This window comes from Fictibacillus terranigra (genome assembly GCF_030412265.1).
Taxonomy (GTDB): Bacteria; Bacillota; Bacilli; order Bacillales; family Fictibacillaceae; genus Fictibacillus_C; species Fictibacillus_C terrinigri.
Genome location: NZ_JAUHLN010000002.1, coordinates 1054358 through 1070901, shown reverse-complemented (window position 1 = coordinate 1070901; position 16544 = coordinate 1054358). Strand labels below are relative to the sequence as shown.

Here is a 16544-nt window from a genome sequence, read left to right as displayed (position 1 = left end):
AGAAGTGAGCCTTTTTTATTTTTTTGAAAACCAGAGGGAATTCTAAAGGAGGGAAGAAAGATGACTGTCTTTTTAATCATTGTGAACATTGCAGTGCTATTGCTGCTTGCTGGCGGGTTGTATTGCCTTCAGCGAAGGCACGTATCCTTTTCAAAACGTGTTTTTGCGGCTTTAGCTGCGGGTATCGTGTTTGGTCTTATCCTTCATTTTATTTATGAACCTTCTTCCAAGGTGTTGGCCAGCTCCGCCGACTGGTATTCCATCATCGGAGGCGGGTATGTAAAGTTCCTTCAGATGGCCGTCATGCCGCTCGTTTTTGTTTCCATCCTGTCGGCGTTTACTAAATTGAAGCTCACGAACAACGTCGGAAAAATCAGCGGCTCGGTCATAGGCATTTTGCTCGGAACCACAGCCATCGCTGCTGCGATCGGCATTGCAGCAGCATTGTCATTTCATCTCGATGCGGTCCAGATCACGAAAGGCGCTCCTGAGCTCGCACGTGCAACAGAGCTTCAGACGACGTTTGAAGGAATCAAAGACAAGACATTGCCTCAGCAGGTGCTTGACCTCCTTCCTGCCAATCCGTTCCTTGATTTTACAGGAGCCAGGCCGACTTCCACCATCGCAATCGTGATATTTGCTGCCTTCGTAGGGATTGCCTATCTAGGGGTCAAACGAAAACAAGCAGAACAGGCAGCTTTATTTGAAAATATCGTGGAAGCCGTTCATGCTGTTGTCATGCGAGTTGTGACATTGATTCTCCGATTAACACCTTATGGAGTTCTGGCACTGATGACCAAGACGGTAGCTCTAAGTGATTTGGATGCCATCGCTAAACTTGGAAAATTTGTAATCGCCTCCTATGTCGCCCTTGCGCTCATGTTTATCATTCACTTGCTGTTTATTTCATTCTCGGGATTAAGTCCTCTCACGTATATCCGCAAGTCCATTCCTGTTCTTTCGTTTGCCTTTACTTCAAGAACGAGTGCAGGTGCACTTCCACTTAATATCAGCACACAAAAGAGCCTTGGTGTGCCTGAAGGAATCGCCAACTTTGCAGGTTCGTTCGGTCTTACGATCGGGCAGAATGGTTGCGCAGGTATCTACCCGGCCATGCTCGCCGTAATGATTGCGCCCTCGGCGGGTATTGATCCGCTGACACCCTCTTTCATAATAAGCCTGATTGTTATCGTCGTAATCAGTTCATTTGGAATTGCCGGCGTAGGAGGCGGCGCAACTTTTGCAGCACTCCTCGTTCTTTCTTCCATGAACCTTCCTGTCGCATTGGCGGGTCTGCTCATCTCTGTTGAACCGCTGATTGATATGGGAAGAACTGCACTGAATGTGAGCGGCTCAATGACCGCTGGAATCCTGACGAGTAAGGCGAGAAAAGAGCTCGATACGGAGTTGTACAACGCACCGATTAAAGAACTTAAAGCAGAGGTTTAAAGCTTTAAGGCCGATTGGAGGTTTGAAGAGAACAGCAGAAAAAGCAGACGGGAGTAAGAATGCTCACCCCTGTCTGCTTTTTTTGCATATGGCTGTCTCGTTTTCTAATTAAATATAATTTGGGGTGTATATACCAGATCTGAAACTTCCTCCACGATGGAATCCTCACTGCTTTGTGAGTCAAATCCATTCCATTTTTCAAAGAGCTGAATCCTGCCGTCTGGAAGGGTTTTAGGGGTGGAGGTGCATTTACCGGTTTTAATTTCATGTTTCTGATTGATATGGCTGTAAGTAAAATCAATGCTGCCGTCACTTTTAACAATGCCGATCATATTTCCCTTTATCACATCTCCTCCTGAATATGTAGCACTTAAGATGTCATCGTCCTGCTTATACGTAAAATACGTTTTTGAAGCCGCACCATTCTCTGAACTTTTCACGGATACAAAACGCCGACCATTATAGTTGACCATTCAACGCGTCCTCCCTTTAAAGTTTTAAAGACAATGATAGCAAAAGAATATGATTTTGAAAACAGAAAATTCCGTTTTTTTATAAAAAAGTAAAAACAGATGTCAAAATCTTTAAGAAGGAGGAAATACTTTAGCTGTCCTTACGGGGTGCAGTTGTTTATAATAGATGAGGGATAACTATGAAAAATGAAAGGGCAGGATGATAGAATGATAGGAAGAAACAGATTCGGAATCCGCGCTAAAATATTTGCGGGGTATCTAGTGATTATTCTTTGTCTGGTCGTTTCAATATTATCAGTCAATAATCAGATTGCCTCGATGCAAAAAGAGCGGAATTTTATTATTAACCATGACATTGAAGTGCATTCACTGACAAACGAAATTGAAAAGCAGGTCCTCGACATGGAAAACGGCCAGCGTGGCTTTATCCTTACTGGGGATGAGAGTTATCTTAAACCGTATGACCGTGCTGCAGATAACTGGGAAAGCCATTATAACCGGTTAAGTGAACTGATATCCGATAAACCAACACAGCAAAAAAGACTAGCAGATATTAAAACTTCTATTCAGAACTGGATTCAATATACAGGAGAACCGTCCATTCAATTGAAGAGGGAAAACAAAGATAAAGAAGTTGTATCCTTCCTTAAAGAAGACGCTGGCAGCAAGAGCGTCGAACAGATCCGGAGCCAGTTTGACACGTTCCGGACGACTGAAAAAGGCCTTACAAAAGAAAGGGCGGACAAGCTTGACGAACAGAACAAGTTTTTGAAAACGGGGCTTTATTCTCTGTTGGTGATCGTCGTAGCAGTGTCGGCTTTCATTGCATTCTTTGTTTCTGGCTCAATTTTGAATACGATTAAAGCAGTCGTGCGTTCGTTGACAGCGATGTCTTCAGACGGTGACCTTTCCCAGCGCATTCACGTGAAAACGAGAGATGAAATATGGGAGCTTGCAGAAGCAACGAACGAACTTCTAAATAAAATAGAGCGGAGAGAATGGCTGCAGTCCAGCACAAACCAGGTGGTCGAACGATATCAGGGGACTTCGACCATTAAAGTGCTGGGAGAGAAATTTGTTACTGGTGTTGCCCATTTAACTGGAGCTTCCATGGGCGCTCTCTATGTCCGGGAAGGAAACGGGGAGAAATCGGTTTTCTCAAAAAAAGGATCATTTTCAGAACCTATGGGAGAAGCAGGACGCGAGACGTTCAAGCCGGGGGAAGGCCTTGTGGGGCAATGTGTATTTGAAAAACGTATTCTCGTAGTGGAAAAACTGCCAGAAAATTATCAAGTCATCGGAACGGGGCTAGGAGAGGTACGGCCGAGAAGCTTGCTGATTGCTCCGGTTTCTAACGAGCAGGAAGTGATTGCCGTTCTAGAACTGGCTTCACTTGAAGCATTCACCGAACAGCATATTGAATTGATAGAAAACGTAACCAAAACATTTGGCCTCACCATCGACAGTGTTCTTGGACGAATGGAAATTGTTCGCCTTCTGAAAGAATCCCAGGCGATGACGGAAGAACTTCAAGCGCAATCGGAAGAGCTTCAAACACAATCGGAAGAGCTTCAGATGCAGTCAGAAGAACTTCGAATGATTAATGAACAGCTTGAACAGCGCACCTTAGAAGCAGAAGATCGATCAGCAGAACTTCAGAACGCAAAAATCCAGCTTGAAGAAAAAGCCAAGCAGCTGACCTTGAGTTCCCGTTACAAATCAGAATTCCTTGCAAACATGTCACATGAGCTGAGAACGCCTCTGAACAGCATCCTCATCCTTTCGGAGATGCTTGCTGAGAATTCTTCCAAGGGGCTTTCTTCTGAAGACGAGGAGTTTGCAAACGTGATTCACTCCTCGGGACAGGACCTTCTAAACCTGATTAATGATATTCTTGATCTATCCAAGGTGGAAGCCGGTAAGCTTGAAATGCATTTCAGCGAGATGAACATGAGCGAGCTTCCATCACAGCTTGAGCGCAACTTTGGACACATCGCTGATCAGAAGAAACTTAAATTTGAGATCATTAAAGAACGTGATGTCCCGGATATCTTCTATACGGATGAGAAGAGATTCCAGCAGATCATCAAAAATCTTCTTTCCAACGCCTTCAAATTCACAGAAGAAGGAAAGGTTGTTCTGCATATTGAAAAGGAATCTGGTGTTCCGCTTGTTGACGGAGCGGATCACTGGCTTAAAATCACTGTTAAAGATACGGGAATAGGGATCCCCAAAAATAAACATGATCTCATTTTTGAGGCCTTCCAGCAAGGGGATGGAGCGACCGTCCGCAAGTATGGCGGTACAGGGCTAGGGCTGTCCATTTCTCTTGAATTTGTTAAATTGCTGGGCGGACGACTGGAACTGGAGAGTGAAGAAGGAGAAGGAAGCACATTTACTTTATATATTCCAAGCCTTCCGAACGGTATTGTCCCTGTCCAGGAGATGGATGAAGCAGTAAGTGAGGCTGCAGCAGCCCTATCACCCTATATTAAGGACGAAAATCAAATGATGGAGGAGCCTGGCGGCAATAACCTGCCGGTCCATGAACAGGCTAGAGCCGATATCAGTTCCTTTCAAGGAAAAACCGTACTGATTGTAGATGACGACTATCGTAACATCTTTGCTTTAAAAACAGCACTGGAAAATGAAAAAATGAATGTCATCACAGCTTCGAACGGCAATGAATGTCTTGAACTGCTGCAGAAGGAACAAAACATCGATATGATCCTGATGGACATCATGATGCCGGTTATGGATGGGTATGAAACGATGAGGAGAATCCGAGAGAACGAGGAGAACTCCAGAATTCCGATTATCGCACTCACTGCAAAAGCAATGAAAAGCGACAGAGAAAAGTGTCTCGAGGCAGGGGCAACCGATTATATCAGTAAACCTTTAAAAATTGAGCAGCTGTTTTCGGTGATGAGGGTTTGGATTACGAACAAGTAAGGAAGAATAATATGAATAATCAAATGATTGTAACGGATGACGAACTTGAAATTGGATATGTGGAAAATCTGGAAGCAGACCTTTTATTGGAAGCCATCTTTCGGCTATCCGGTTTTGATTTCAGAAAATACATGAGGGCCTCGATTATCCGCCGGATTCAGAATAGAATGCGGCTGGAACGCATTCCAACGATAACAAGGCTTCATGAGAAAGTGGTTCATGAGAAAGGTTTTCTTGAAAAAATGCTCAATGACTTTTCGATCAACGTGACCGAGATGTTTCGGGATCCAGAATTCTTTAAAGCTTTCCGCCAACATGTCGTTCCCGAGCTTAGGAAGCTTCCGGAGATCCGGGTATGGCATGCAGGCTGTGCGACAGGGGAAGAAGTCTATTCGATGGCCATCTTGCTTGAGGAAGAAGGATTATCAGAAAAAACCACAATCTATGCTACTGACATGAACGAAAAAGTATTGGAGAAGGCCAAACAAGGAACTTTTTCTTTAATGAAGATGCAGACTTACACAAGGAACTATATTCAGGCTGGCGGCAAAGAGGCGTTTTCGGAATATTATAGCGCGGATGAGCATTTTGCCTATTTTCATCCTTCGCTTTTACGGAATATTAGTTTTGCTCAGCATAATCTGGTCACCGATTCTTCCTTCAATGAGTTCCATGTCATCATTTGCAGGAACGTGCTGATTTACTTTACGGCAGAACTACAAAATCAGGTTCAGGGATTGTTTTACGAGAGCCTTTGTCCGAGAGGATTCCTTGGCCTCGGTAATAAAGAATCTCTTCGTTTTTCCGAAAAGACCCCTTACTATAACGAATTTGCTGCTGCTGATAAAATTTATAGAAAACGATAAAAAAGACGGGCGATCCTTTCGCCCGTCTTTTAGCTTTATATCCAATTATATGGCAGAGGGCACTTTGGTTCCTTCTGCCTGGATCATAAGAATACACATGTCGTCCTGCTGATTTCCAAGTTCCTCTTCAGGGATGACCAAATGGATCGGCGATGTGATGGTTTGATTCCATTTTTGCGAAGCGATGAACTGCAGTTTATCGAGCAGGATGTTCTCGTCCTCGTTCGCTTCAATGACACCGTCAGTAAAAAGAAGAAGCTGAATATCTTTTTCAAAATGAATCGTAGATTTTTTAACTTCCATTTGATCAAAAAAACCTACGGCACAGCTGCCGCGTTCCAATAAGCATTGTTCTTCCCCATCTACCAGCACGAAGCCAGGTGGATGACCCGCATTCACATATTCAACGGTTTTCCTTTGGGTATCAATGATCAAATAAATGCAGGTAAAGTAATAATTGTAAAAGTTTTTCTGATTGTATAAGAGGGCCATATACCGGTTGAGTTCTTTTATTACCCGTTCAGGATCTTCGAGTATCTTGATGGCATCTCTCATGACAGAAGATATGTACATGCAAACAAGGGATGAGGAAAGCCCGTGGCCCATCATATCAAGCAGAATAACACCATACCGGTGATCGTTAAAGCGGTGCCAGTAGTACATGTCCCCGGCAAGTTTAAAGGAGGGAAGATGTGAGACATTAATCTGGATATTTTCTTGCTGAAGAGGGGGATTTAAAAGGCTTCGCTGAACCTGCATGGCAAGGTCGAGCTCATCCCTGATTTTTTTTTCTTGCTCCATATGCCAGTCTTTTTCATATTTCAACCGCAGCGCTACACGTATACGGGCAAGCAGTTCAACTTTATTTATCGGTTTTGTAATATAGTCCATCCCGCCTACATCAAGTGCTTCGGCAAGTTTGTTCGTATCCTCAAGGGCGGTGATGAAAATGATCGGAATATCTTTTAGCCGCTCAACCTTTTGAATACGTCTGCAAGCTTCAATTCCATCGATTTCAGGCATCATGATGTCCAAAAGAATCAAGTCAACATCACTTTTTTTCGGCTGCGGATTCCCCATTTCAAGGTAATCGAACAATTCGCTGGCGGATGAAAGGGAGACCGTACTCTCATAACCGGCACCTTTTAATATTTTTTCAATAACAAATAGATTTACGGAATTATCATCTACCATAAGAATAGACATGTATTCTTTTCTCCTTCAACTGGGTATGTGAAATATACTATTCTATCATTATACTGAAAACGGGCTGGGAAGGTATAATTTAATGACTATAATACCCACCTGTGCATAATAAGTGAGGGACCAGCCAAGAATGGTTACAATAAAAAAGAGAATTCGAGAGGAGCTGATCATATGGCACTGCATTCTTTTCATTTGAAAGCAAGCTGGCCGGGTTTGCGAAATGATGTAGGTGAAATGGAAACAGGAAACCTGAAAACGAAGATCTCGATCCCTCCTGAAATGGATGGACCGGGAGTGGGGACAAACCCTGATGAGCTGCTGCTAGGAGCAGCGGCTACCTGTTATATTATTACGCTGGCTGCCATGATGGAGAGAAGCAAGCTGCAGAAAGAAAACCTTACAATGGAATCCGAAGGCATCGTAGACGTTACAAAAGGTGTGATTACCTACAAGAAAATTATCCATCGCCCTGTTATAGCCTTAAAAAGCGATGCGACAGAGGCGGACAAACAGCTTGCTAAAAAGCTGGCCGAAAAAGCGGAAACCTCCTGCATGATCACAAGGGCCATACAAGGAAATGTTATGGTGGAATTGGAAGCGAGCGTCACAAAAGCATAACCAAAACCAGAATGCAAAGGAATGCATTCTGGTTTTTTTGCGCGTTGTTATTGATTGTCTGTCCATTCGTGTTCTAAAATGCTGAAGAGCAGAGAGTTTCTCCAACCGTTTTGCATTTTAAGATCTTCTCTGAGCACTCCCTCTTTTGTCATTCCTAATTTTTGGAGTACCTGTACAGATCCTTCATTGTCAGGGTGGCATGTAGCATAGATCCGGTGCAGATTGAGAACGGTATAGCCTAAATGGAGCAGATGCCTTCCTGCCTCTGTGGCATAGCCCCGGCCCCAGTAAGCGGGGTGAATAACATAGCCGATCTCTCCGATTTTGTTGGTGAAATCCCTGATGTTCAGCTCCGCTACCCCAATTAATAACTCATCTTTTTCTTCAATGACAGCAAAAGCAAAGCGGGTTCGGGGATTGAGTTTCGTATCTTTGATGACCTGGCTTATGAATTCAAGCGTTTCTTCCTCAGTATTTGGCCCCCAAGGCTGAAAACGGCATGTGATCTCCTGGGAAGCATAGGAATGGACATCCTGCCAGTCGGTTTTTCTTAATTCGCGTAATCGGATTCTCTGATAGGTTTGTTTTTCCGTCATACAGCTTTCCTCCAATGTTAAGTGACGTGCATTAAGGTTATTCTTCCTCCATAACAGATTTTCCTTGTTTTGTAAGATGAATGGTCAATCCATGCAGGAAGATCCCCGCACTTTATCGAAGGTCTACTATAAACATAAACCAACAAAAAAAGGAGACTCGATATATGGAAAATCAAGCATTGAAATGGATGGATTATCATCTCTGGGCGAATAAGAAATGGTTTGAGCATTTGAAAATGCTTCCAGAAGAAAAGGTAAAGCAAGAAATTAAAAGTGTATTTCCTAGCTTGATGGATACATTGGTCCATATGCTGAAAACCGATCTGATCTGGCTTTGGACAATTACCGGACGAACGTACGAGGAAACGATTCATTCGCTCAATGAATGGAATGAAAAGCTGGAAGGTGTAACGTTAATTGAGATTGAAAAGTTATTTATGGAAATATCCAGTGATTATAAACGCTATTTAAACGGGATAGAGGATCCTCTTCAGATGGTCACGATTTCTCATCCGAAATTTGGAGAAGCAAAAGCGCCTCTGCAGGATTTTATTTTGCATGTTGTTAACCATGGAACCTATCATAGAGGGAACCTGACGGCGATGCTCAGACAGATGGGAGAGGCAGGCGCATCTACCGATTACATTTTTTACCTGTATGAAGAACAGAAGCTTTTTGCACGAAGCGGGGAAACGAACGTATAAGACCATATCTATTCCTTGAAGGGAATGGTATAATGAAAAGGAGTACAAATGTTCGAATCCCTGCTTCAAGGAGTGAACCATGAAACTTATTATTGCTGAAAAACCATCCCAGGCCCAAGCACTTGCAGGGCCTTTTTCTAAGGTTAAAAAACAAAAGGGCTACTATGAGATTCCGCCTCAGGAAATCTTTCCTAAAGGGGCATATTTAACGTGGTGTGTTGGGCATCTGCTGGAACTCGTGCCGCCAAAGGACTATAAACCGAAATGGGAAAAATGGAAACTTGAAACTCTCCCGATGATGCCTGACCGTTTCAAATATAAAGTCTCTTCCTCAAAATGGGATCAATTTCAAATTATAAAAAAGCTCGCATTTGATCCGGGAGTCACCGAGATCATAGGTGCTACCGATGCGGGGCGTGAAGGGGAGCTCATCTACAAATCGCTCCTCCTCAATATGAACTGCAGGAAGCCGGTCAAACGATTATGGATTTCCTCGTTAACGAAAAAGGCCGTCAAGGATGGATTTAACAACCTGAAAGATGGCAAGGAAACACTTCCGGTCTTTTTTGAAGCATACTCAAGAGCGTGTGCGGATTGGCTTGTCGGTCTGAACACCACAAGGGCTTACACGCTCTTGATGCAGAAAAAAGGAATCAGAGAGACGTTTCCAACGGGAAGAGTGATGACACCGACAGTAGCGCTGGTCGTAAAGCGCGAGGATGAGATCGAGAAGTTTAAACCAGAACCATTTTTTGATGTGATCGGTTCATTTGATGTTAACGGCAAGAAGTATAGCGGCAAATGGCATGACAAAGACAGCAGCCGCCTCAAAACGAGAGAAGAGGCCGAAGCCATAAAGCTGAGGACAGAAAGCAAGTCTTGCACGGTAACGGTTATTAAAAAGGAGAGAAAGGAATACCAACCACCGATGCTGTTCAACCTTTCAGCTCTACAGGCTAAAGCAAACCAAGTGTACAAATACTCGCCGGAAAGAACACTGAACATTACGAGTGATCTTTACCTGAAAAAGATTGTCAGCTACCCACGGTCGGACAGTCCATATATTACTGAAGAAGAGGCAAAAATGATGCCGGGCATATTGGACAAGCTGGGTGGCCTTGAAGAGTATAAACATCTGCTTCCATCACCGAAGCGATCCATCATTGGGAATGCACGCTTTGTTAATCCAGCGAAAGTATCGGACCACTATGCCATCATCCCAACGGAAAACGTAGTGAATCCCGCAAAGCTGAACAGAGACGAGCGAAACATTTACGATTTGATTGTGAGAAGCGTAATTGCCGCACATTATGACAAGGCGATCATGGACACGACAACGATCGTTACACAAGTCAATGATCGGGACGAGTTTGTGTCAAAGGGGAAACTTGTTATACAAGAAGGATGGCGCAAGGTTCTTTTTGAAAACAAGAAAAAAGAAGATAAAAAAGAGGATGATGACAACACGCTTCTCCCGGATGTAGCTGAATCTGACCAGGGAAGAGTTGAGAGCATCACGGTTCGTGAAGGAAAAACACAGCCGCCTAAACGCTATACACTTGGAAGCCTTGTCACTCTTATGAAAACAGCCGGAAAAACGATCGAGGATGAAGAGCTGAGCAAGGTGCTCGATCAAGTACAAGGTCTGGGGACGGAGGCTACGCGGAGCAGCATTATTAAAAAAATTGAGGAACTCGATTACATCAAGGTACAGAAAAACCAGGTGTTTGCAACAGAAAAAGCAAAGGCGCTGATTGCAGCAATCGGTGATGAATCCATTCTGACGTCCGCGGAAACAACGGCGGTATGGGAACAGCGGCTCCGTGAGATCGGAAAGGGAAAAGCAGATGCGAAGCAATTTATGGAGCTGACGCGAAAAATGACGGAAAAAGTGATCAATGACGCCATTGCAGGGGCAGCAAGCTGGAAGGTCGAGAATGTTCCATTATCTAAAGCAGCGGCGGACCCTCTTGGGAAATGCCCGGCCTGCGGGAAAGAGATCCTATATATTAAGAGGAATGACTTCTATGGCTGCAGCGGTTATAAAGACGGATGCAAGTTTTCCATCTCCGGCAAGATTGCCAGGAAAAAGCTCTCTGCAGCACAGGTAAAACGTCTGCTTGAAAAAGGAGAGACGGCAAAGCTGAAAGGCTTTAAAAGCAAGCAGGGAAAACCGTTTGCCGCTGCTCTTACCCTTAATAGAGAAACGGGGAAGATCGAGTTCAAGATGTAACTCGCCAAAAAAGGATGACCGGCTTGCTGCCGATCATCCTTTTGTTATTTCTTAAATCGATAGGGAACGGTGGTTACTACGACGTTTCTTTTATACAGAAGGTAAGCCCTGATGAGCAGGCTTGACTGGTTGTGAAGAATGTTATGCCAGTTTTTTTTGGTTATGAATTGCGGAATCAGTACTGTGACCCAGTAATTTGATTCTCTAGCTTTGTGCTGAGCGGTGTCTATAAATTTAGTGAGCGGTTGTACTATGCTTCGGTATTGTGAGTGCAATGTGACCAGACGGATGTCCGGCTGCCACTTCACCCATTCTTCTTCAAAACGTTTTTCCGACCGGCGGTCAAAGGCTACATGGACGGCAATGACTTGGTCAGAGAGGGTTCTGGCGTAATTCAGTGAGTTCTCAACCACGCGAGTCATCCCGGCAACCGGAACGATAATAGCGTTGCCTTCGATGGGGACAGGGCGTTGTTCTGACTCCAGACGAAGCTGGTCACTCACGTCCATGTAATGGCGATGGATTCGATGGAACATTATGATGATCAATGGCAGGAAAATCAAAATGGACCAGACTTGAATAAATTTCGTTACAAAAAAGATCATCAGGACTGTCAGGGTGATGAGGGCGCCGATTAAATTGGCCGTCAGCTTTGAAATCCAGCCTTTTGGTTTTTCTCGAAGCCATTTTAAGATCATACCGGACTGTGACAGGGTGAAAGGTATGAATACCCCAACGGCATACAATGGTATTAGGTTCTCTGTCTTCCCTTTGAACGCTACGATGAGGATGATGGATCCGATTCCCAGTGTAATGATGCCATTGGAATAGCCCAGGCGGTCACCTCTCATCGTGTACATTCTCGGCATAAATTTATCGGCCGCCAGGTTATAAGCGAGCAGAGGGAACGCAGAATAGCCCGTGTTCGCTGCAAGTACAAGAATTAAAGCGGTTGTTCCCTGGATAAAATAATAAATGTAATTGCGTCCGAACGTTTCAGCAGCAATCTGTGAAACCACGGTTTCCTCCCCTTTTGGTGCAATGCCATACCAGTAGGCAAGAAATGTCACCCCGGTAAATAAAACAGCAAGCAGTAAACCCATCATGATCAAGGTTTTTGCTGCATTATTCGGGCGGGGTTCCTTAAAGTTGGGTATGGCATTTGAAATCGCTTCAACCCCTGTCAAGGCTGAGCATCCAGAAGCAAAAGCCCTAAGCAGCAGGAACAGGGTCAGCCCAGCAACAGGAGTACCGACTGGTGTGTGGGCTGATGCAGGGACATGACCGGTGGCAATATGGTAGAGGCCCACGCCGATCATGATCAGGAGAGCGACAACAAAGAGATACACCGGATAAGCAAGAATGGACGCTGACTCTGTTAGCCCTCTTAAATTTAAAATGGTGATCAGGATCACAAGGACGACCGCAATGCTGACGTTATGGGTGTGAAGGGCAGGAAAAGCGGAAGTAATGGCGTCTGTTCCTGCTGAAATACTTACTGCCACGGTTAAAATATAATCGACGAGCAAAGATCCTCCTGCTACAAGACCGTAATTGACACCCAGGTTTTCTTTGGAGACCACATAGGCTCCCCCGCCATGCGGATAGGAAAAAATGATCTGTCTGTAGGACAATATTAGTGCAAGCAATAAAATAAGGACGCCTACAGCGATCGGCAGAGAGTACCAGAAAGCTGTTGCCCCTACCGTCACAAGCACTAGAAGGATTTGCTCGGTTCCGTAAGCAACCGAGGAGAGTGCATCAGATGAAAGGATAGCGAGCGCTTTCAGTTTATTTAATTTGTGTTCCCCAGCCTCGGCAGATTTTAGAGGGCGTCCGATTAGAAATCGTTTTAAAGAAGTTAACATACATTCACCGCCAATTTAGGATTAATCGTTAAATTTCCCAATTTGGTCAGTTTCTAGTCCCATTTAGGGTAAGAAGATAACAAAAAGGGGAGCATGAAAGAAAATACCCAACGCAATAAAGGAGAAATCGGTAATGAACGAAAAACAGATGGCAGGCGAAAAAGCAGCTGAATTTATAGAGGACGGTATGATACTCGGCCTGGGAACAGGGTCCACAGTCTATTATATGCTTCAAGAGCTGGGGAAAAGGGTACAAGGAGGACTGAATATTCATGGGGTTTCCACTTCGAAAGCGACAACAAATCTGGCAAAGTCGCTCAATATTCCCCTATGTTCAATCAACGATATCGACGGAATCGACCTGACCATCGATGGAGCGGATGAAGTAGATGGTGAGTTGAACGGAATAAAGGGGGGAGGCGGAGCCCTTCTTTATGAGAAGGTAGTAGCAAGCATGTCTTCCAAGGTCATATGGATCGTTGATTCGGCTAAACGGGTCGATTCACTCGGCAGATTTCCTCTGCCGGTTGAAGTCCTGCCGTTCGGGTCTCGATATCTTTTTCGTATCTTCGAAAAGGAAGGCCTTCAACCTGCCTTCCGTAAAAAAGGTGAGGCACTTTTTATAACAGACAGCGGCCATACTATCATTGATCTGAAAGTGCCACGCATGGAAGATCCCCAAAAAACAGCCTCATGGCTTGATGGGCTGACAGGTGTCATTGAACACGGATTGTTTTTGAATATGGCCGACCTGCTGATTGTGGGAGAGCCGGAAGGTCCGACAGTTGTGCACCGAAAATAAAAAAATTTTGAAAAACCGTTGCATCAGAGTGGATAATCCTGTATATTCTATTTTAATAAAACTGAATGTGATCAAAAGCTTTGAAAGGAACATGAGTGGTCTGGCCGGTTGCACAGAGAGGAAGGGTGCTGAGAACTTCCCAACGCAGGAGATTCACTTACCATCCATGAGCTGTATTGGTGAACCAGAGTAGCCAATACCGCAGCCGCTGCGTTAAAGCGCTGGAGCCATCAATTCGTTGCAGAAACCTTTTGATGGGAATCTGGGTGGAACCACGGGTAAAACGCACTCGTCCCTATTGCCGGGGATGGGTGCGTTTTTTCTTTTCCTTTCCCTCTAAAGATAAAAGCTGTGAACAGGACATGAATGACTCGGGACCGGTCTTACAGAGAGGGAAGGAATGCTGAGAACTTCCTGACGCAGGAGAGTGATTTACCGCCTGGGAGCTGAATGGATGAAGCGCATCTTTAGTAGTCTATTCCGCATGCGCTGCGTTACAGCGAAATGGAGCCGTCCACTGAAAATTGTGGCGGGAACCAGGGTGGAACCACGGGTAAAAGCACACTCGTCCCTTGATCAGGGATGGGTGTGCTTTTTGTTATCCAAAAAGGAGGATTTAAAATGAAAGAACATCAAATCAACATTCAATTCCCAGATGGCTCCCTAAAGGAATTTCCACACGCAGTAACAATGGGAGAAATTGCAGCTTCCATCAGCCCGGGTCTAAAAAGGAAAGCAGCAGCCGGAAGAATGGATGGCGGACTTTACGACCTTAGTTTTTCTATACAAAAGGATGCAGAGGTTGAAATTATTACTCTTGATTCCGATGAGGGAATCCGTATCATGAGACATAGCGCAGCTCACGTCCTGGCGCAGGCGGTTCATCGTCTGTACGAAAATGTAAAATCGGGCATGGGCCCTGTGATCGAAAATGGCTTTTATTATGACATGGATGTGCCGGTTTCGATCACACTGGAAGATCTGCCATCCATTGAAGCGGAAATGAATAAAATTGTTCAGGAAAATCATAAGATTGAGCGGCTTGAGGTTTCAAGGAAGGAGGCAGAGCGATATTGGCGCGAAAGAGGAGACCATCTAAAGCTGGAATTGCTTAATGATATTCCAAAGGAGGAAGAGGTTTCATTTTATAGACAGGGGGAGTTTATGGACCTGTGCAGAGGGCCGCATCTGCCATCAACAGGCTTGGTCCGAGCATTTAAATTAACGTCTGTTTCAGGAGCCTATTGGCGGGGTGATTCAGAGAACCAAATGCTGCAGCGAATCTATGGTGTAGCTTTTTCCTCACAGAAAGAACTTGAAGAACATCTTCACTTTTTGGAAGAAGCAGCAAAGCGGAACCATCGCAAGCTAGGAAAAGAGCTTGAGCTGTTTATGTTTTCTGAAGAGGCTCCAGGAATGCCGTTCTTTCTTCCAAAAGGCCAGGTGATGAGAAATGAACTGGAACGATTTTTAAGAGAGTTTCAGCTGAGCCATTCGTTCGAAGAAGTAAGAACACCACTTATGATGAACCAGAGGCTGTGGGAGCAGTCTGGACATTGGGATCATTACAAGGAAAATATGTATTTCTCACAGGTGGACCAGGCTGGTTTTGCTCTAAAGCCGATGAACTGTCCGGGGCACATGCTCATCTATAAAAACAAACGCCGATCGTATCGTGACCTTCCTTTAAGGCTGGCCGAGTTCGGCCAGGTACACCGGCATGAATACAGCGGAGCGCTGAACGGGCTGCTGCGTGTAAGAACATTCTGCCAGGACGACGCCCATATCTTTGCAGCCCCAGATCAGATTGAAAGTGAATTAGAGGCTGTACTTGAAGTTATCGGTGCAGTGTACCGCACATTCGGGTTTCAATTCGAGGTAGAGCTATCCACTCGTCCGGAAGATTCGATGGGAGAGGAGCACCTATGGGTAAAGGCAGAGAATGCCCTTGAAAATGTGCTGAAGAAAGCCGGGCTAAATTATCGAATTAATGAGGGTGACGGTGCATTCTACGGCCCAAAAATCGATTTCCATATCAGGGATGCCATTAACCGAAGCCATCAGTGTGCGACAGTACAGCTTGATTTTCAGATGCCTGAAAAGTTTGATCTGCACTATGTGGATGAAAAGAATGAAAAACAGCGTCCAGTCGTTATCCACCGGGCAGTTCTTGGTTCGATTGACCGTTTTTTAGGAATTCTGATTGAGCATTATGCCGGGGCCTTTCCATTATGGCTGTCACCCGTTCAGGTGAAAGTAATCCCTGTGTCATTAATCCATCACCAATCCTATGCAGAAGAAGTGGTACAGAGACTGAAGTCTGGGGGAATAAGAGTGGAAGCGGATCTGAGGGAAGAAAAGCTGGGCTATAAAATCAGAGAAGCGCAGATGCAGAAATCTCCCTACATCTTCGTGGTAGGAGATGAAGAAGTAAAACAGCAGGGAGTCAATGTAAGGAAATTTGGTATGGAATCTTCCGGTTTAATGGCATTAGAAGAGCTGATCGATCAGCTGCATGACGAAATTGAAAACAGAAAATAACAAAGTTAGAGAGGGAATCCTTATCGTATTCGATGAGAAAGGCCCTCTTTTTTATTTGAGAACATTCACCGAAATCTTTATGTTCAAATTTACAGTCTTATTGTTCAAAACTTCGGATGTAGGTTCAAAAAAACGGATTTATGTTCAAAAACTACTGATTTATGTACAAAACATTGATGCACGACATCATACAACAAGATTCGACATAATCATTTGAAATAGGCCAAAAGAATCAC

At 44.5% G+C, this 16544-nt stretch carries 12 protein-coding genes and 1 other annotated feature; of the genes, 8 read left to right on the top strand and 4 right to left on the bottom strand.

From position 1 onward, the window contains the following. The first annotated feature begins 60 nt into the window (after positions 1 to 60). The gene (locus tag QYF49_RS13365; protein ID WP_290400074.1) at positions 61 to 1449 is read left to right on the top strand and encodes an L-cystine transporter; all 1389 of its coding nucleotides are present in this window, start codon (positions 61 to 63) and stop codon (positions 1447 to 1449) included. A gap of 104 nt (positions 1450 to 1553) precedes the next feature. On the opposite strand, the gene QYF49_RS13360 is transcribed toward QYF49_RS13365, so the two are convergent. Next, a complete protein-coding gene (locus QYF49_RS13360) occupies positions 1554 to 1922 on the bottom strand; it encodes an avidin-fold protein (RefSeq protein ID WP_290400073.1) in 369 nt (122 codons plus the stop codon). Positions 1923 to 2129: 207 nt separating this feature from the next. On the opposite strand from QYF49_RS13360, the gene QYF49_RS13355 reads away from it, so the two are divergent. Together QYF49_RS13355 and QYF49_RS13350 are read left to right on the top strand one after the other, a co-directional pair. Beyond that, entirely contained in the window at positions 2130 to 4874 is a 2745-nt protein-coding gene (locus QYF49_RS13355) for a CHASE3 domain-containing protein (RefSeq protein WP_290400072.1), read from the top strand. Between the two features lie 11 nt (positions 4875 to 4885). After that, positions 4886 to 5740 carry a CheR family methyltransferase gene (locus QYF49_RS13350; protein WP_290400071.1) on the top strand — a complete coding sequence of 285 codons (855 nt, stop codon included), beginning with the start codon at positions 4886 to 4888 and terminating at the stop codon, positions 5738 to 5740. A gap of 45 nt (positions 5741 to 5785) precedes the next feature. Here the strand turns inward: QYF49_RS13350 and QYF49_RS13345 are convergent, their stop codons facing one another. Then, the gene (locus QYF49_RS13345; RefSeq protein WP_290400070.1) at positions 5786 to 6946 is read right to left on the bottom strand and encodes a SpoIIE family protein phosphatase; all 1161 of its coding nucleotides are present in this window, start codon (positions 6944 to 6946) and stop codon (positions 5786 to 5788) included. 171 nt (positions 6947 to 7117) lie between these two features. On the opposite strand from QYF49_RS13345, the gene QYF49_RS13340 reads away from it, so the two are divergent. Further along, complete coding sequence (locus tag QYF49_RS13340; protein WP_290400069.1) at positions 7118 to 7564, top strand: OsmC family protein; 447 nt, start codon at positions 7118 to 7120, stop codon at positions 7562 to 7564. A 47-nt stretch (positions 7565 to 7611) separates the two neighbouring features. Here QYF49_RS13340 and QYF49_RS13335 read toward each other — a convergent pair whose 3' ends face one another. Further along, complete coding sequence (locus tag QYF49_RS13335) at positions 7612 to 8160, bottom strand: GNAT family N-acetyltransferase (protein WP_290400068.1); 549 nt, start codon at positions 8158 to 8160, stop codon at positions 7612 to 7614. 164 nt (positions 8161 to 8324) lie between these two features. Here QYF49_RS13335 and QYF49_RS13330 point away from each other — a divergent pair, with 164 nt between their 5' ends. Both QYF49_RS13330 and QYF49_RS13325 read left to right on the top strand, forming a co-directional pair. After that, on the top strand, positions 8325 to 8864 hold the full coding sequence (locus tag QYF49_RS13330) for a DinB family protein (protein WP_290400067.1): 540 nt from the start codon (positions 8325 to 8327) through the stop codon (positions 8862 to 8864). 79 nt (positions 8865 to 8943) lie between these two features. Further along, entirely contained in the window at positions 8944 to 11097 is a 2154-nt protein-coding gene (locus QYF49_RS13325) for a type IA DNA topoisomerase (protein ID WP_290400066.1), read from the top strand. Positions 11098 to 11141: 44 nt separating this feature from the next. Here the strand turns inward: QYF49_RS13325 and QYF49_RS13320 are convergent, their stop codons facing one another. Continuing rightward, positions 11142 to 12965 carry an APC family permease gene (locus QYF49_RS13320; protein ID WP_290400065.1) on the bottom strand — a complete coding sequence of 608 codons (1824 nt, stop codon included), beginning with the start codon at positions 12963 to 12965 and terminating at the stop codon, positions 11142 to 11144. Positions 12966 to 13098: 133 nt separating this feature from the next. Between QYF49_RS13320 and rpiA the strand changes: the two genes are divergently transcribed. Together rpiA and thrS are read left to right on the top strand one after the other, a co-directional pair. Then, positions 13099 to 13767, top strand: coding sequence for a ribose-5-phosphate isomerase RpiA (rpiA, locus tag QYF49_RS13315; protein WP_290400064.1), 669 nt, complete (start codon positions 13099 to 13101; stop codon positions 13765 to 13767). 342 nt (positions 13768 to 14109) lie between these two features. After that, positions 14110 to 14343: a binding site (T-box leader), on the top strand. 45 nt (positions 14344 to 14388) lie between these two features. Beyond that, a complete protein-coding gene (thrS, locus tag QYF49_RS13310; protein ID WP_290400063.1) occupies positions 14389 to 16308 on the top strand; it encodes a threonine--tRNA ligase in 1920 nt (639 codons plus the stop codon). Positions 16309 to 16544 lie beyond the last annotated feature (236 nt).